At 75.0% G+C, this 16,194-nt stretch carries 15 protein-coding genes; 4 read left to right on the top strand and 11 right to left on the bottom strand.

Translation table 11 applies throughout. The features are described from left to right. The first annotated feature begins 58 nt into the window (after window positions 1-58). The 3 genes from O2W18_RS03460 (at window position 59) to O2W18_RS03450 (ending at window position 4,090) form a co-directional block, all read left to right on the top strand. Complete coding sequence (locus tag O2W18_RS03460; protein WP_269186171.1) at window positions 59-2,791, top strand: hypothetical protein; 2,733 nt, start codon at window positions 59-61, stop codon at window positions 2,789-2,791. Next, window positions 2,788-3,018 carry a hypothetical protein gene (locus O2W18_RS03455; RefSeq protein ID WP_269186170.1) on the top strand — a complete coding sequence of 77 codons (231 nt, stop codon included), beginning with the start codon at window positions 2,788-2,790 and terminating at the stop codon, window positions 3,016-3,018. Before O2W18_RS03460 ends, O2W18_RS03455 begins: the two co-directional genes overlap by 4 nt. Window positions 3,019-3,532: 514 nt before the next feature. Continuing rightward, window positions 3,533-4,090 (top strand): hypothetical protein, encoded by a 558-nt coding sequence (locus O2W18_RS03450; RefSeq protein ID WP_269186169.1) that lies wholly within the window; start codon window positions 3,533-3,535, stop codon window positions 4,088-4,090. 89 nt (window positions 4,091-4,179) lie between these two features. On the opposite strand, the gene O2W18_RS03445 is transcribed toward O2W18_RS03450, so the two are convergent. The 6 genes from O2W18_RS03445 to O2W18_RS03420 form a co-directional block, all read right to left on the bottom strand. Beyond that, on the bottom strand, window positions 4,180-5,475 hold the full coding sequence (locus O2W18_RS03445; RefSeq protein WP_269186168.1) for a PhoH family protein: 1,296 nt from the start codon (window positions 5,473-5,475) through the stop codon (window positions 4,180-4,182). Window positions 5,476-5,709: 234 nt separating this feature from the next. Beyond that, on the bottom strand, window positions 5,710-6,519 hold the full coding sequence (locus tag O2W18_RS03440; RefSeq protein ID WP_269186167.1) for an ABC transporter permease: 810 nt from the start codon (window positions 6,517-6,519) through the stop codon (window positions 5,710-5,712). Continuing rightward, the gene (locus O2W18_RS03435; RefSeq protein WP_269186166.1) at window positions 6,516-7,511 is read right to left on the bottom strand and encodes an ATP-binding cassette domain-containing protein; all 996 of its coding nucleotides are present in this window, start codon (window positions 7,509-7,511) and stop codon (window positions 6,516-6,518) included. The genes O2W18_RS03440 and O2W18_RS03435 overlap by 4 nt, the downstream gene beginning before the upstream one ends. Window positions 7,512-7,572: 61 nt before the next feature. Beyond that, on the bottom strand, window positions 7,573-7,764 hold the full coding sequence (locus tag O2W18_RS03430; RefSeq protein WP_269186165.1) for a hypothetical protein: 192 nt from the start codon (window positions 7,762-7,764) through the stop codon (window positions 7,573-7,575). A gap of 5 nt (window positions 7,765-7,769) precedes the next feature. After that, on the bottom strand, window positions 7,770-8,987 hold the full coding sequence (locus tag O2W18_RS03425; protein WP_269186164.1) for a DUF885 domain-containing protein: 1,218 nt from the start codon (window positions 8,985-8,987) through the stop codon (window positions 7,770-7,772). Between the two features lie 47 nt (window positions 8,988-9,034). Then, entirely contained in the window at window positions 9,035-9,814 is a 780-nt protein-coding gene (locus tag O2W18_RS03420; protein WP_269186163.1) for an isoprenyl transferase, read from the bottom strand. A 126-nt stretch (window positions 9,815-9,940) separates the two neighbouring features. On the opposite strand from O2W18_RS03420, the gene trhA reads away from it, so the two are divergent. Then, window positions 9,941-10,762 carry a PAQR family membrane homeostasis protein TrhA gene (gene trhA / locus O2W18_RS03415; protein WP_269186162.1) on the top strand — a complete coding sequence of 274 codons (822 nt, stop codon included), beginning with the start codon at window positions 9,941-9,943 and terminating at the stop codon, window positions 10,760-10,762. A 13-nt stretch (window positions 10,763-10,775) separates the two neighbouring features. Here the strand turns inward: trhA and O2W18_RS03410 are convergent, their stop codons facing one another. The 5 genes from O2W18_RS03410 to O2W18_RS03390 all read right to left on the bottom strand — a co-directional run bounded on the left by O2W18_RS03410 (window position 10,776) and on the right by O2W18_RS03390 (window position 16,117). Further along, a complete protein-coding gene (locus O2W18_RS03410; protein WP_269186161.1) occupies window positions 10,776-11,774 on the bottom strand; it encodes an HAAS signaling domain-containing protein in 999 nt (332 codons plus the stop codon). Next, window positions 11,771-12,106 (bottom strand): PadR family transcriptional regulator, encoded by a 336-nt coding sequence (locus tag O2W18_RS03405; protein WP_269186160.1) that lies wholly within the window; start codon window positions 12,104-12,106, stop codon window positions 11,771-11,773. The genes O2W18_RS03410 and O2W18_RS03405 overlap by 4 nt, the downstream gene beginning before the upstream one ends. Window positions 12,107-12,192: 86 nt before the next feature. Next, the gene (locus tag O2W18_RS03400) at window positions 12,193-13,443 is read right to left on the bottom strand and encodes a geranylgeranyl reductase family protein (protein WP_269186159.1); all 1,251 of its coding nucleotides are present in this window, start codon (window positions 13,441-13,443) and stop codon (window positions 12,193-12,195) included. 42 nt (window positions 13,444-13,485) lie between these two features. Continuing rightward, window positions 13,486-14,064 (bottom strand): hypothetical protein, encoded by a 579-nt coding sequence (locus tag O2W18_RS03395; RefSeq protein WP_269186158.1) that lies wholly within the window; start codon window positions 14,062-14,064, stop codon window positions 13,486-13,488. 46 nt (window positions 14,065-14,110) lie between these two features. Beyond that, the gene (locus tag O2W18_RS03390; RefSeq protein ID WP_269186157.1) at window positions 14,111-16,117 is read right to left on the bottom strand and encodes a thioredoxin domain-containing protein; all 2,007 of its coding nucleotides are present in this window, start codon (window positions 16,115-16,117) and stop codon (window positions 14,111-14,113) included. Window positions 16,118-16,194 lie beyond the last annotated feature (77 nt).

Below are 16,194 nucleotides of genomic sequence, written 5' to 3'. Positions count from 1 at the left end.
TGCAGAGTTCGGGGCCTCGGCCCGGGTGGTCGGGGTCCGTCGCATCCGCTCCGGCGGCATGTTCGGCTTCTTCACCAACGAGCGGTTCATCGCCGAGGTCGAGGTGCCCGCGGCCGGGACGACCACCGGGCCGAGCACCGGTTCGTCGACCGTGCTCAAGGACCCTGCCCGACCCGCGCGGCCGACCACCGCTGCCGGGCCGTCGATGGACGACCGGATGAAGGAGCTCGCCGACCTGCTCGGTTCGGCAGCCCCGGACAGCCCGGACGTGGACCTCTACGGCCGTTCCGGCTCGGTGCGGACCCCCGCCGGCACACCCGCGGCCGCCGCGCCGGCCGGGCGCACCGCCCCCGAGCGAGCGACCGCTTCCCCCACCGGCTCCTCCGCCGGCGCCCGGTCCGCTGCGCGGCCGGCGCGGTCAGCCCCGGCTGCGGCCGCCCCGGTGGCGGCCAAGCTGTTCACCCCTGCCAAGCACACCCTGATGCTCTCGGCGGAGGACCTCGTGCCGACGCCGGCGCCGGCACCGGCCGTCGACGAGCCGTCGGGCCCCTCTCCCTTCGCCGCAGCGCTGACCCGGATGGTTGCCTCCGGCCCCGTGCAGGCCGCAGCCGAGGACGCCGCTGTGGCGGCCGCCGAGGCCGCTGCGGAGCTGGCCGCGGTCGAGGCCGCGGCTGCCCAGGCGGCTGCGGTCGAGGCCGCGGCCGCAGAGGCCGCCCGGCTGACCGCGGCGCGCATCGAGGCGGCTGCCGCCGAGGCAGCGCGGATCGAGGCAGCGCGGATCGAGGCAGCGCGGATCGAGGCAGCGCGGCTCCAGGCCGAGGCAGCGGCCGAGGCAGCGCGGCTCCAGGCCGAAGCCGAGGCAGCCGCCGAGGCAGCGCGGCTCCAGGCCGAAGCCGAGGCAGCGGCCGAGGCAGCGCGGCTCCAGGCCGAAGCCGAGGCAGCCGCCGAGGCAGCCCGCATCCAGGCCGAAGCCGAGGCAGCCCGCATCCAGGCCGAAGCCGAGGCAGCCGCCGAGGCAGCCCGCATCCAGGCCGAAGCCGAGGCAGCCGCCGAGGCAGCCCGCATCCAGGCCGAGGCCGAGGTCGCTCGTCTCCAGGCCGAGGCGGCGGCAGAGGCAGCCACCGCGGCTGAGGCAGCCCGGATCGAGGCGGCCAGCGCCCAGGCCGAGGCCGCTCGGGTCTTGGCCGAAGCTGCACGGATCGAAGCTGCGCGGATCGAGGCCGCAGAGGTCGAGACGGCAGCCCCGGCCCTGTCCATGGTCGAGTCCGTCCGGAGTGCGGACGAGGAGCTGGCCGACCTGCTCGAGGAGGTCCTGGCCGCCAATGGCTCCGGCCGCGGCCGGCACCGCTCCCCCGAGGCGGGTGCCGAGCGGTCCGCCGCGGCGGCCGATCGGGACGGCGAGGCGGCCGTCGCGGCTGCCTCGGCGATCATCGAGTCCGCGGCCGCGCGCGCGTGGCCGGCCCCGGCGCTCACGGAGGACCGGGTGCGCGACGTCCCGCAGCCGTGGGCCTACGAGACCACCGTGGCCGAGCCCAACGCCTACGACACCGGCGCCTACCGGGCCGACGCCCACACCGGCTACGCCAGCGATGACCGGATCGCCCAGCGGGCGGCGCAGTTCGCGGCCGCCCAGAACCTCGTCGTGGACGCCGTCGTCGTCGACGAGTCCCCGGCCGAGGAGGTCCGCTTCATGGAGTCACCGTCGATGGAACAGCGCGAGCGGTTCGCCGTCCCGGTGGCCGTCTCCCCGATCATGGCCCCGGGGATGGCACGGACCGCGAGCGACCCGGCTCCGTTGCCGCTGGACGCCACCACCATCCTGCCGCCGCTGTCGTTGATGCCGCCGCAGCACTTCGGCGGCTCGCAGCCGCTGCTGGCCTCCCGTCCCGGTGTCCCGCCGGTCCGCCGGTCGCGCCCGCCGGTGCCGGCGAGCACCCGGCCCGCGCTGTCCGGCCGTCCGCAGGCACCGACCCGCCCGACGGCTCTCCCCGTCGCCCCCCGGCCGGCTGCCCCAGCGCTGCCGGCCGCCGACGAGCCCGGCGGCCGCCTGGCGACCGTGACCCGGCTGGTCCCCGCGCCGTCGTCCACGGCGCTCGCCACGTATCCGATGAGCGGGCCCGAGGAGCTGGTCATCCGGCTGCTGACCCTCGGGCTGCCCGACTCCCTGCTGGGGCCGGACTTCACCAGCGACGCGGCCGCCCGCGGGGTGTACGCCGCACTGACCCGCACCCTGTCCGAGCGCCTGCCCGCGGCCCCGCCGGCGCCGACGGAGCCCGGCGACGTGCTGATGCTCGCCGGCCCCGGCGCCGAGACGTTCGCCGCCGCCCGGTCACTGGCCTCCTCGCTGCGGCTGGAGCCCGAGGCGGTGCTGTGGGCCGCCTCCGGTGCGCTGGCGGGCCTGGCCCCGGAGGCCAGCCGGATCACCTCGGTGGAGACAGCCCTGGCACGCCGCCGGACGAGCGCGACGACCGGCGCTGTCACGGTCGTCGCCGTGGACGCCCCGCTGCGCACGTCCGGTGGGCCGTGGATGGAGCACATGCTCTCGGTGTGGTCGCCGACGGCGGTGTGGGCGGTCATGGACGCCACCCGCAAGCCCGAGGACCTCGTGCCGTGGCTGGACGGCCTGCCCCGCCTGGACGCCGTCGTCGTCGAGGACACCGACTCGACCGCTGACCCGGCCGCCGTGCTGGACCACGTCCCGGTGCCCGTGGCCATGGTCGACGGCACCCGGGCCACCGCGCACCGCTGGGCCTCACTGCTGTGTGAGCGGCTGGAGGAGATGGAGGCGTGATCGGCCCGTTCCGCAGGGACGTCGTGGTGACCGGCTTCGTGCTGGCCATCCCGGTGTTCCTGCTGGGACTGCGCGGCGACTTCTCCTTCGACGACGTCACCGTCCGCCTGCTGTGGTGCCTGGGCGCAGCCTGGGTCGCGGTCGGCCTGCTCCGCTGGGCCAGCACCCCGTTCCCGACCCGACCCAGCCGCACGGCACCAGAAGACCAGCCCGCCGCCCCGACCTGACGCCTGGCCGAAGCTCTCGCGCAGTTGTGCCCGATGGCCCGTCGCTGCAACGGCGCCAGAACATGGACTCAGCCGCAAGAGCCCGCCGCGTCCCTGTCCACAGGTCGGCCGTCACGCCACATCGCTGCCGAGCGAGGAGCCAGGCTGGCTGGATGACGGATCCGCTGCCCCCGGGAGTGCTGCTCCGAGCATCGGCAGTCCGCCAGGGCTTCGACGACGGCGAGCTGGCGCGCCTGGTCCGCTCGAAACAACTCGACCGCCTGCAGCGTGGCGCCTACATCGACCCGCACGCTGATCGAGCTGCCCGTGCCCGAGCGGTGATCCTCGCGACGGTGGCCGGCCTCCGGGTGCCGGGGGCCGTCAGCCATGCATCGGCGCGGCGCTGCACGGGCTGCCCACGTGGAGAGTCGACTCGGCGCGCGTCCATGTGACCCGTACGCCCCCGTCGTCCGGAGCCAACAGTGGGCGTGTCCACCTGCACGTCGCCCGGCTGGCCGCCGAGGAGACCACCCTGGTGGACGGCGTCCTCACGACTGACGTCACCCGGACCGTCGTCGACCTCGCCCGGACGCTGACCTTCGAGTCGGCGGTCGTCACGGCCGACGCCGCACTCGCGGTCGGGTCCACCACGGCAGCTCAGCTCGACGACGCCCTGCAACGGATGGGCGGCGCGCCCGGGACCCGCCGGGCGGCTCGGGTCATCGCCTTCGCCGACCGGCGCAGCGAGAGCGTCGGGGAGAGCCGCAGCCGGGTGATGTTGGCGCGGGCGGGGCTGCCCCCACCGGACCTGCAGGTCGAGGTGCGCCGGCGCAATGGGTCCCTGGTCGGTCGCAGCGACTTCGGCTGGTCCTCGTCACGCACGCTCGGGGAGTTCGACGGCCGGATCAAGTACGGGCGACTGCTGCGACCCGGTGAGTCGGCCGGCGACGCGATCTACCGGGAGAAGCTGCGGGAGGACGAGATGCGCGATCTGGGTAGGGAGGTGGTCCGCTGGACCTGGGCCGAGATCGACGAGCCCGGCGTGGTGGCCGCCCGCCTGCAGCGAGCATTCACCCGGGGCAGCCGCCACTGACCCGCTCTTGCGCCGTTGTCCGCGCTCTCGCTCTGGTGCAACAGCGCGAGAGCGACGGGAACGGCGCAAGAGCGGGGCGGGGCCTGCGCTCAGAGGGGGAGGTCTTCCAGCATCTCGGTCACGAGGGCGGCGATCGGGGAGCGCTCGGAGCGGGTCAGGGTCACGTGGGCGAACAGCGGGTGGCCCTTCAGGCGGTCGATCACCGCGGTCACGCCGTCGTGCCGGCCGACCCGGAGGTTGTCCCGCTGCGCGACGTCGTGGGTGAGGACGACGCGGGAGTTGGTGCCCAGCCGGGAGAGCACGGTGAGCAGCACCCCGCGCTCCAGCGACTGCGCCTCGTCGACGATCACGAACGAGTCGTGCAGCGAGCGGCCGCGGATGTGGGTCAGCGGCAGCACCTCGATCAGCCCGCGGGCCACGATCTCCTCGACGACGTCACCGGAGACCAGGGCCCCCAGCGTGTCGAAGACCGCCTGGGCCCAGGGCGCCATCTTCTCGCCCTCGCTGCCCGGCAGGTAGCCGAGCTCCTGACCTCCGACGGCGTACAGCGGCCGGAAGATCACGACCTTCTTGTGCGCCCGCCGCTCCATCACCGACTCCAGCCCGGCGCACAGCGCCAGTGCCGACTTGCCGGTGCCCGCCCGGCCGCCCATCGAGACGATCCCGATCTCCGGGTCCAGCAGCAGGTCGAGGGCGACCCGCTGCTCGGCGGAGCGCCCGTGCAGGCCGAAGGCGTCCCGGTCACCGCGGACCAGCCGCACCTGCTTGTCCGGGGTCACCCGGCCCAGCGCGGAGCCCCGGCCGGAGAGCAGGACCAGCCCGGTGTGCGTGGGCAGCTCCGCGGCCGCCTCCAGGTACACCGTTCCGGCGTCGTACAGCGCCTGGACGTCGGACTCCTCGACCGCGAGCTCGGCCATCCCGGTCCAGCCGGTGTCGACCGCGCCCAGTCCGCGGTACTCCTCGGTGTCCAGCCCCACCGCGGCGGCCTTCACCCGCAGCGGCACGTCCTTGGTGACGAGGCAGACGTCCCGGCCCTCGCTGCGCAGGTTCAGCGCGACGACCATGATCCGGCTGTCGTTGCTGTCGTTCCGGAAGCCGGGCGGGAGCACGGACGGATCGCTGTGGTTCAGCTCCACGTGCAGGGAACCGCCCTGGTCACCGACCGGCAGCGGGGCGTCCAGCCGGCCGTGCTGCACCCGCAGGTCGTCGAGCATCCGCAGGGTCTGGCGGGCGAACCAGCCGAGGTCGGGGTGGTCGCGCTTGTCCTCGAGCTCACCGATCACGACGAGGGGGACGACGACGTCGTGCTCGTCGAAGCGCAGCAGCGCGCCCGGGTCGGAGAGGAGCACGGAGGTGTCGAGGACGTAGGTGCGGCGAGTGCTCACGAATCGGCTCCCGTGGGACGCCACCCTGGTGTCAAGGCGCGCCCCGGCTCGAAGGTGACCGGGTCCCGGCGCTGGGGCCGGGACACGGCCCCTCTGGTGAACGAACTCCGTCGCACCAACCGGGCCTCCCGTGGAGGGCGAGGTGAGCTCGTCCTCCACTGCGGACGCTATGCCCTCAGACCGACAGGAACACCCCCCTGACACGCGCAGGGGTGAGAGGAGACCTGTCGTTCGTCAGCTGGACTCCTGCCGGAAACGTCGGACTCCGAACCACCAGCCCGCGACCCCCATCGCGACGGTGAGCGCGGCACCCCACCAGGCGGTGCTGCTGCCGTAGTCGCCGTCGAAGAACGCGCGGGTGCCCTCGACGACGTGCTTGAGCGGGTTCACGTCGCTGATCGCCTGCAGCCAGCCCGGCGCCAACGACATCGGCAGCAGGATCCCCGACAGCAGCAGCACCGGCAGGACGACGGCGTTGAGCAGCGGCGCGAACGCGTCCTCGCTCTTCAGCGTCAGCGCGAGGGCGTAGGAGACCGAGGCGAACGCCGCCCCCAGCAGCGCGATGACCACCAGGGTCAGCAGCACACCGACCAGCGGCGCGCGCAGCCCCAGCGGGATGGCGACCAGCACCAGCAACGTGCCCTGCACCAGCAGGACGACGACGTCGCGCAGCACCCGCCCCAGCAGCAACGCGGTGCGGCTGGCCGGGGTGACCCGCTGGCTCTCGATGACCCCGGCCCGGTACTCCGCGATCAGCCCGAACCCGACGAACAGCGCCCCGAAGATCCCGAGCTGGACCAGGATCCCGGGCACGAACACCTGGTAGGCGTTGCCCGCGCCGAGCTGGACGGCGTCGGAGGTCAGCAGCGGGCCGAAGAGGGTGATGTACAGGATCGGCTGCATCAGGCTGATCACCAGCCAGGCCGGGTTGCGCAGCGACATCCGCATCGCCCGGGCGAAGACGGTGTAGGTGTCCCGGACCAGGTCGCTGGTCGCGGTTGCGCTGGTCGGCCTGGTCTCCTGCGGGGTCGCGACGGTGCTCATCGGGCTGCCTCCAGCGGCTCGGCGGGGGCGGCGGCCGGTGCACCGGTCTCCCGCAGCGACCGGCCGGTGAGGCCGAGGAACACGTCGTCCAGGCTCGGCCGGCGGCTCTCGATGCCGGCCACGGCGATGCCGGCGGCGTCCAGCTCACGGACGAGGGCGACCAGGGCAGCGCCGCCGTTCGGGGCCCGACCGACCACCCGGGTGCCGTCGACCTGCGGCGCCTCGGCTCCGGGCAGGGCGGCCATCAGGCCGGCGACCTGCCCGGCCGAGTCCGCGTGCTCGGCGGTGACGGTCAGGACGTCGCCGCCGACGTCGGACTTGAGCTGGTCAGGCGTGCCCGAGGCGACGATCCGGCCGGAGTCGATGACCAGGATCCGGTCGCAGAGCGCGTCGGCCTCGTCGAGGTAGTGCGTGGTCAGGAACACCGTCGTCCCGCGCTCGGCGCGCAGGCCGCGGATGTGCTGCCACAGGTTGGCCCGGGCCTGCGGGTCCAGCCCGGTGGTCGGCTCGTCGAGGAAGACCAGGCCCGGGACGTGCACCAGGCCCAGCGCGATGTCCAACCGGCGGCGCTGTCCCCCGGACATCGCCTTGGGCTGGCGCTCCCAGAGCCCGTCGAGGTCGAGCTCACGGAACAGCTGCTTGCCGCGGGCGGTCGCCTCCGCGGTGCTGATCCCGTAGAGCCGGGCGTGGTCGACGACCTCCTCCCCGGCGCGGGCCTCGGGCGCGGTCGAGCCGCTCTGCGAGACGTAGCCGATCCGGCGGCGCACCCCGACCGGGTCGGCGACCAGGTCGCAGCCGGCCACCGTGGCGGTGCCCGCGGTCGGGGTCAGCAGGGTGGTGAGCATCCGCAGCGTGGTGGTCTTGCCGGCCCCGTTGGGCCCCAGGAAGCCGACGATCTCGCCGGCCTCGACGTCGAGGTCCACCCCGGCGACGGCGTGCACCTCCTGCTTCTTCTTCCGGAAGGTGCGGGCGAGCCCGCGGGCGTGGATCACGCCGGGGATCCTCCACCGGCCCACCGACAGGAGTCGACCGGGTTCCGCTCCCGGCGGACGATCAGCGGCGGGCGCCGCGGCCCTCGCGGCGCGGCCGCAGCACCACCAGCGCCCAGACCGCCGGCACCAGCAGCACCGGCCACTGCAGCGCCACGTCGCCCAGCCAGAGCAGCCCGGCCAGCAGGAAGAGGGCGATCCAGCCCGCTGTCCAGAGCCCCAGGGCCTGCCGCTCCTCCGTCGTCCCGCCCGCCACGAGGGTCAGGCGCCGGCCAGCTCGGCGGCGACGACCGCCGGGGTCAGCGGCTCGTCCAGGAGCCGCAGGAAGCGGTCGGCGACGGGCTGCCCGGCCGGCCGGGCGGCCAGCCACGTCGAGAGCAGGTCGTAGCCCTCGACGTAGGTGGAGATGTAGGCCCGCCACAGCGGGTCGGTCAGGAAGCGCAGCTGCTGGACGGCGCGGTCGTGGCTGACCAGCCCCCAGCGCTGCAGGTGCGCGATCACCACGTCCGGGTCGGCGCCGCGGTCGTGCAGCAGGATCGCGGCGTCCTGGCGCACCCGGTTCAGCGGCGCAGCCGCGGCGGCGACCCGCTCGGCCAGGTGCCCGTCGAAGCGCAGCCCCAGGTCACCGAGGACGTCGGCCGACCAGGGACCCCAGCCGGCGCCGATCGCCGCCTCGACGCCGAGGTCGGCCAGCCCCTCGGCCATCAGGCACTCGGGGGTGTTGACCAGGAAGACCGTGTGCTCCAGGTGCTGGCCGCGCTCGACGAGCCCCCGCTCCTTGCGGCAGTGCTCGGTGTGGTGCCCCGGGTAGGACTCGTGCGCGACCAGGTGCGGCAGCTGCGCGAGCCGGTGCGGCAGGTCGGCGTTGATCGCGACCCGGGAGCGGTAGTCGCCCTCGTAGTAGTTGAACCCCGACCACGGCTTGTCGGTGACCACCTCGTAGCGCACCGTCTCGGCCTCGGGCAGGCCGTACTGGCCGCGCACCCGGTCGCGGAGCGCGGAGGAGAGCGCGTGCACCGCCTCCTCCAACCGCTGCGGCGGGCACTCCTCCCGCCGCCGGTGCACCGCGTACCGCTCCGCCAGCGTGCCGCTGCCGGGCAGCAGCTGCTCGAGCTCGGCGTGCGCGGCGGCGTACTCGGCCGGGTCCCCGAGGGCGACCGACACCTGGAAGTAGGCCTCGACCTCGGCGATGAAGCCGACCGGCTCACCGCCGAGCTTGCGGGCGGTGCACTCCAGGCCGGTCAGCTGACCGCGCAGGTAGGCGGTCCGGGCGGCGGGCAGGGCGGCGGAGTCGAGCTCGGCCAGCAGCGCCCGGGCCTGGTCGCGCAGCTGGTGCGGCTGCGGCGCCGGCTCGTCGGCGACCTGCGCCCGCAGCCGCTGGTCACCGGTGTAGGCGTCGACGAAGCCGGCCTCCAGCCGGTCGAAGCGCAGCCCCAGCCGCACGTACTCCAGGGGGACGTCGACCGCGCCGGCTGCCATGCCCCCGAGTCTGTCAGCCCCCGGGCGCCGTCCCGAGGAGGCCCGGGTCAGCCGCCGAAGCGGCGGTGCCGGGCGGCGTAGGCACGCAGCGCCCGCAGGAAGTCGACCCGGCGGAACTCCGGCCAGTAGACGTCGGTGAAGTAGAACTCCGAGTGGGCGGTCTGCCAGGTGAGGAAGCCGGAGAGCCGTTGCTCGCCGCTGGTGCGGATCACCAGGTCCGGGTCGGGCTGCCCGCGGGTGTACAGGTGCTCGGCGATCTGGTCGGCGTCGAGCACCTCGATCAGCTCCGGCAGCGTCGTCCCCCGCTGGACGTGTTCGGCCAGCAGCGAGCGCACGGCGTCGGCGATCTCCCGGCGGCCGCCGTAGCCGACCGCGAGGTTCACCGTCGCCCCCGGCCGGTCCCGGGTGTCGCGCTCGGCCCGGGTGAGGACGCCGACGGTCTCGGGGGGCAGCAGCTCCAGTGCGCCCACCGCCCGCAGGTGCCACCGCCGGTCGGGACCGGCCAGGTCGCAGGCGACGCCCTCGATGATCCGCAGCAACGGGGTGAGCTCGGGCGCCGGGCGGGTCAGGTTGTCGGTGGAGAGCAGGAAGAGGGTGACGACCTCCACCGCGGCCTCGTCGCACCAGGACAGCAGGTCGGCGATCTTGTCCGCGCCGCGGCGGTGCCCCTCGCTGACGTCCTCGAGGCCGATGGCCCGGGCCCAGCGTCGGTTCCCGTCGATGATCACGCCGACGTGCCGCGGGGTGTCGGCGCCGAGCAGCTCGCGCGCCAGCCGCTTCTCGTAGACGAGGGTGAGTGCGTCCCGGACCTTCGCGCGCACCCCCACGCCCTCACCCTAGGTCCCGTCCCCGGCTGTGGCCGGACCGCGCGCCGAGCCCGGCCTGCGCGTCTCCCAGCAACGTCACAGGCCGCCCAGGATGACGCGGTACCCACTGCTCCGTAACCTCGGCTCATGAGCGTCTCCTCAGACCGCGAGGACCACGTCCGGGTCACCGCCGACGGCGCCGAGCTCCAGGCACCGGCCGACGAGGCGGTCTCCACCGTCCACGAGGAGGGCGAACGGGTCGAGTCCGTCGAGCGCCCGGGCTCGTGGACCCTGGCGGAGCACGGAGACCCCGACCACCCCGACACCCGGCCGCGGATGCGGGGCTGGCTGCACCTGTTCGCGTTCTTCGGGTCGATCATCGCCGGGGCGGTGCTCATCCCGCTCGCCGCCGTGCAGGGGGCCCGGGCCGGCTGGTCCGTGGCGTTGTACTGCGTCACCATCCTCGGGCTCTTCGGGGTCAGCGCGCTGTACCACCGCCGGCGCTGGTCACCGCGCGGCTGGAAGCTGATGAAGCGCGCCGACCACTCGATGATCTTCGTGTTCATCGCCGGCACCTACACGCCGTTCGCGCTGCTGGCCGTCCCCGAGCCGACCGGGTGGTGGTTGCTGGCCCTGGTCTGGACCGGCGCCGGGCTGGGCGTGGCCCTGAAGGTGATCTGGCCGCACGCGCCCCGCTGGCTGGGCGTGCCGATCTACCTCGCACTGGGCTGGGCCGCGGTCTTTGTGATGGTCGACATCCTGCAGCTGGTCGGCGTCACCGCGATGGTGCTGCTGGCCGTCGGCGGGCTGCTCTACAGCATCGGTGCGATCGCCTACGCGAGCAAGCGGCCCAACCCCTGGCCGGGGACGTTCGGCTACCACGAGGTCTTCCACGCGATGACGATCGTGGCCGCCATCTGCCACTACATCGCCGTCTGGTTCGCGCTCTACAACTCCCCGCTCGCCTGAGCCGCCCGGACGCTCACGGCGTCGGCGGCGCGCCCGGGTCGGTCGCCGGGGTCTCCCCCGGCACGGACGGCGCCGGCTCCTCCAGCGCGCCACCGCTGGTGGGTGCGCTGCTCGGGAGGGGCATCGGGACGACGGTCTCCTGGCCGTACTCGTCCCAGTCCCGCACCTGACGCTGCTGCGGATAGGCGTTGCCCGGCTGCAGCGGAGCATCGGGCACCGTCTCGACCTGGGCGCCGTCGCTCGTCACGTCGGCGAGGTCGTCGATCGGCCGCCCGTCCTGGTCGTAGAGCAGCACCCCGCTCAGCGGTTCACCGGTCGAGGAGAACGGCAGGATGTTGGTGATCGGCGTGCCGTCCTCGTGCACCAGCTGGTCGGGCTGCGGATCGTCGACGTACACCGTCTCGGCGGTGGCGACACCAGGACCGTCGGCCAGGCCGACGAGCGCGACCAGCGTCAGCAGCCCGAGCCCGGCGTTGACCAGCGCGGCACGGTGCCCCGGCTCGCGCTGCTCCGCCCGGGCGCGCAGGCCCAGCCGCACCGACCAGGCGATCGCCGCACCGGTGACCAGCAGGCCGACCGGGCCGAGACCGAGGGTGGGCACCGGGAAGGACGTGCCCCCCACGAAGACCACGTCGACCGCGGTCACGGCGGCCCAGGCACGCACCACCCACCACGCCGGACGGAGCTCGGGGAGGAACGCCTCGACCTGCCGCACCGGCTCCCACGCCCGGACCCGGCCGAGCAGCTCGGTCAGCCCGACCTGGTCCTGCTCGGCCACCGGCGCGGTCGGCAGGCCGGCGGCGGCCCGCAGCTCGTCGGCGTAGTGGCGCGGCGATCCCAGCCGGAACTCCAGCGGTGCCTCGCCGTCCGCCGCCACCTCCGCCAGGTGGTCCTCCAGGTCCTCGAGCAGCTCCTCGCACCGGTCGGCCGGGACGTCGGTCAGCGCCGCTCGCACCGCCGCCGCGTACTCCCGCACCTCGGCCTGCCGGCCCACACTCGTCGCGCCGGTCATGCCGCCACCTCCGGATCGGTCTGCAGCAGGGCCGCCATCGTGTCGGCGAAACCGTGCCAGGTCTTGGTCGCCATCTCCAACTGCGCGCGCCCGGAGACGTTGAGCCCGTAGTACTTGCGGTGCGGCCCCTCGGCCGAGGGGACGACGTAGCTGGTCAGGTGCCCGGCGGCGTACAGCCGCCGCAGGGTGCCGTAGACCGAGGCGTCGCCGACCTCCTCCAGCCCGGCCGCGCGCAGCCGCCGGACGACGTCGTAGCCGTAGCCGTCCTCGCCGTGCAGCACCGCGAGGACGGCGAGGTCCAGCACCCCTTTGAGCAGTTGCGTGGTGTCCATCGACGTCCTCCGGGTTGGTCGGTGCACCGCACAGTACTGTGCAGAACGCGGTAGCGGCTCCGCACCCGTCCGGCGCGCCGCACTGCTCAGCTGAAGGGCGGGCGGTCGTCCAGGCGCACCGAGAGCCGGCCGGCCCGGCGCCACAGGCGTGCGGTGAGGTCCCGGTCGGCGTCGGTCACCAGGTTCCCCATCACCCGCAGCGCCACCGTCATCAGCACCCGGGACCGCATCCCCACCGGCCCGGCGGCCGGCAGGAAGCGCGGCACGGTGAGGAGGCCGGCCAGCCTGCGGGCGATGGAGAACGCCTCGCCGTAGTGCCGCCGCAGGGTCGTGGGCCAAACCTTCGACCAGTCGTCCTCGTCGAACAGTTCGACCACGCTGCGGCCGGTCTCCAGCCCGTAGTCGATGCCCTCGCCGTTGAGCGGGTTCACGCACCCTGCGGCGTCGCCGACCAGCGCCCAGTTGCGCCCGGCCACACCGGAGACCGCTCCGCCCATCGGCAGCAGCGCACTGGCGGGGGCCTGGACGGCGCCCTCGATCTGCCACTCCGCGCGCCGCTGGTCGGTGTAGAGCTCCAGCAGGCTGCGCAGGCCCACCTCGGCCGGGCGTCGCTCGGTGGCCAGGGTGCCGACGCCGACGTTGACCTCACCGCGCTCGGCACCCAGCGGGAACACCCAGCCGTAGCCGGACAGCAGCTCCCCCTCGGCGCCGCGGAGCTCCAGGTGCGAACTGATCCACTCGTCGTCGCTGCGTCCCGAGCGCACGTAGCCGCGCGCGGCCACGCCGTAGACCGTGTCGCGGTGCCACTCCCGGCCGAGCACCCGGCCCAGCGGGGAGCGGACCCCGTCGGCCACCACCAGCCGGCGGCAGCGGACCGTCGTCGTCGACCCGTCGGGACGGCGGAACGCGACCGCACCCACCCGGTCGCCGTCCCGCTCGACGTCCACCGCCCGCGCGCCCTCCAGCGGGACGGCCCCGGCCTCCAGGGCCACCGAGCGGATCCGGTCGTCCAGCTCCGTGCGCGGGACCGCGCCGCCGTGGTCGGGCAGCGCGCCACCGGGCCAGGGCAGCAGCAGCTCCTGCCCGAAGCCGGCCGCCCGCAGCCCCCGGTTCAGGCCGTGCGAGCGCACCCAGTCGCCGAGTCCGAGCCGGTCGAGCTCGGCGATGGCCCGGGGGGTCAGCCCGTCACCGCAGGTCTTGTCCCGGGGGAAGACGGCGGCGTCGGCGAGCACGACCTCGGCGCCACCGCGGGCGGCCCACGCGGCGGCAGCCGCACCGGCCGGGCCCGCCCCCACCACGAGCACGTCGGTGTCGGTGGGCTCTGCAGTGGGGGGCACGAGGCCCAGTGTCCCCGATCCCCGCACGGGCCCCCGGGCGTCCTACTGGGGACCCCGGGCGCGCACCTCCTCCACGGCGGCCATGGCCTGCCTCAGTTCCGCCAGCCAGTCCTCGGCGTGCTCGCCGACCAGACGAACCGCCCAGACCAGGGCCTCGGACCGGGACCGGGCGATACCGGCGTCGACCAAGGTGTCCAGGACCAGGCGCTCGGGCTGGCGCAGCCGGGTCATCACCGGCACCGACAGGGTGGTGAACAGCTCCCGGACGTCGCCGCAGGACGCCCCCCAGGCCACCGACCGGCCGTAGCGCTGCTGGGCGGCGTCGGCGATCGCCATCCGCTGGCCGCGGGTCTGCTCCCGGAAGCGGGCGATCCGCCCGGCCCGGGCGGCCGCGGGGTCGCCGTCGCCCACGTCGGGCTCGGGGACCGCCCCGACGACGGTGATCTCGTCGCGGTCGACGACCAGCTCCACCGGGCCGGTGAACCACTCGTCGGGCAGCCGGCCGGCGAACCAGCCGGCGACCTCGGCGCGCTCGACCGGCGGCGGGGCGTCCGCCGCGCGGCCACGGGCACGCCCGCGGCCGGGGAATCCCTCGGGCGGGAAGCGGTGGTGTGCGTGCACGGTTCCTCCTCGTTCAGTACGGACACCATGCACTGTAATCGTGTAATCAGGCGCTGCCCGGGCTCATCGCTGCGCTGAGAGCGGACACCTCGATGACCGGCGCCGAGCAGACGAACCCATGGCAGACGTAGACGGCCGGGCGGCCCTCCCGCACCGGTCGCCCGGCCAGCAGCGGCACGCCCGGCGCGTCCGGCTCGCCGGCCACCACGACCGCGCCGGGGCTGACCGAGGCGCGCGCCGCGGCCGCCAGCGCGTCCCGCTGCGGACCCGCCGGCCCGCTCACCGCCACCTCCAGCGGCCCGGCCAGCAGCGCCTCACCGACCGCGGCCGCCCAGCCCGCCGCCCGGGGCGCCTGTGCGACCAGCCGGGCCAGCGAGGCGACCGCCGCCTCCCCGCGGGCCCGGTGGTCCGGCGAGCCGGCCAGGGCCGCGTAGCCGACGAGCGCACCCGCAGCGGCGGCGATGCCCGCCGGGGCCGGACCGTCGGCCGGGTCGAACGGGCGGTGGACGAGGGCCTCGCCGTCCGCCGCGGTGTCGTGCCACCGGCCCTCGCCGTCGACGAACTGCGCACCGACGACGTCGAGCAGCTCCCCGGCCCAGGTCAGCCACCGCCCGTCGGCGGTGGCCGCGTGCAGCGCCAGCAGGCCCTCGGCGAGGTCGCCGTGGTCCTCCAGCACGCCGGCGTGGGCACCGACCGCGCCGTTCCGGGAGGCCCGGCGCAACCGCCCGTCCACCCAGTGGACCCGGTGCAGGAGCTCCGCTGCCCGGACCGCGGCCCCGACCAGGTCCTCGTCACCGGTGAGCGCCCCGTGGTCGGCCAGCGCCGCGATCGCCAGCCCGTTCCAGGCAGCGACCACCTTGTCGTCGCGGGCCGGCTGGGGACGCTGCGCCCGCGCCGCGGAGAGCGCGGCCCGCACCCGGGCCAGTCGGGGGGCGTCGTCCGGGTCGCGCAGCAGCTGCAGCGTGGAGCTGCCGTGCTCGAACGTGCCCTCCGGCGTCACCCCGAGGACCTCAGCGGCCCAGGCGCCGTCGTCGGCGCCGAGCACCTCGACCAGCTGGGCCGGGGTCCAGACGTAGGTGAGCCCTTCGACGCCCTCGGTGTCGGCGTCCAGCGCCGAGGCGAACCCGCCCTCGGCGGTGCCCAGGTCCCGCACGAGGAAGGCGGCCGTCTCGTCGGCGACCCGCCGGGCCCAGGCGGCGCCGGTGGCGCGCCACAGGTGCGAGTAGACCCGCAGCAGCAGGGCGTTGTCGTAGAGCATCTTCTCGAAGTGCGGCACCACCCAGTGCTCGTCCACGGAGTACCGGGCGAAGCCACCGGCCAGCTGGTCGTAGACGCCGCCTCGCGCCATCGCCTCGGCGGTGTGCACGGCCAGGCCCAGGGACGTCGGGTCGCCCCGGCGGGCGTGGGCACGGAGCAGGAACTCCAGCACCATGGACGGCGGGAACTTCGGTGCGCCGCCGAAGCCACCGGCACGGGGGTCGTGGCTCTCGGCGAGCGCGTCGACGGCCCGGTCCAGGAGCTCGGCCGACAGCGGACCGGGGTCACCGAGGTCAAGCCGGCGGGAGATGCCGGCGACGATGGTCTCCCCCGCCTCCTCCAGCTCACCGCGCCGACTGGCCCACGCCTCGGTCACCGCGCTCAGCACCTGCCGGAACGACGGCAGCTGCGGGTGCGGGCGGGGCGGGAAGTAGGTGCCGCAGTAGAACGGTGCGCCGTCAGGGGTGGTGAAGACCGTCATCGGCCAGCCGCCCTGGCCGGTCAGCGCCTGGGTGGCGGTCATGTAGACGCTGTCGACGTCCGGTCGTTCCTCGCGGTCGACCTTCACGCAGACGAAGCCGGCGTTCAGCTGCGCGGCCGTCTCCGGGTCCTCGAACGACTCGTGCGCCATCACGTGGCACCAGTGGCAGGCCGCGTAGCCGACGGACACCAGCACCGGCACGCCGCGCCGGTGGGCCTCCTCGAACGCGTCGGGCCCCCACTCCCGCCAGTCGACCGGGTTGTCGGCGTGCTGCAGCAGGTAGGGGCTCGTCGCGGTGGCGAGGCGGTTGGGCATGGCCCTCTCCTTCCCGTCCTCGGCCTCGCCCGAACGGTGCCCCGGGCCTCGAGTGGCGCCGCCTGCCGGGCCGGCGC

The organism is Modestobacter sp. VKM Ac-2983 (genome assembly GCF_026967885.1).
GTDB lineage: Bacteria > Actinomycetota > Actinomycetes > Mycobacteriales > Geodermatophilaceae > Modestobacter.
The sequence above is the reverse complement of the archived record's forward strand: the minus strand, read 5'-3'. Positions and strand labels throughout refer to the sequence as shown.

Coding starts and splice junctions, on each gene's coding strand:
- O2W18_RS03460 (WP_269186171.1), top strand. CDS start 59: ATGTTCGGCTTCTTCACCAACGAGCGGTTCATCGCCGAGGTCGAGGTG.
- O2W18_RS03440 (WP_269186167.1), bottom strand. CDS start 6,519: ATGAGCACCGTCGCGACCCCGCAGGAGACCAGGCCGACCAGCGCAACC.
- O2W18_RS03425 (WP_269186164.1), bottom strand. CDS start 8,987: ATGGCAGCCGGCGCGGTCGACGTCCCCCTGGAGTACGTGCGGCTGGGG.
- trhA (WP_269186162.1), top strand. CDS start 9,941: ATGAGCGTCTCCTCAGACCGCGAGGACCACGTCCGGGTCACCGCCGAC.
- O2W18_RS03410 (WP_269186161.1), bottom strand. CDS start 11,774: ATGACCGGCGCGACGAGTGTGGGCCGGCAGGCCGAGGTGCGGGAGTAC.
- O2W18_RS03405 (WP_269186160.1), bottom strand. CDS start 12,106: ATGGACACCACGCAACTGCTCAAAGGGGTGCTGGACCTCGCCGTCCTC.
- O2W18_RS03390 (WP_269186157.1), bottom strand. CDS start 16,117: ATGCCCAACCGCCTCGCCACCGCGACGAGCCCCTACCTGCTGCAGCAC.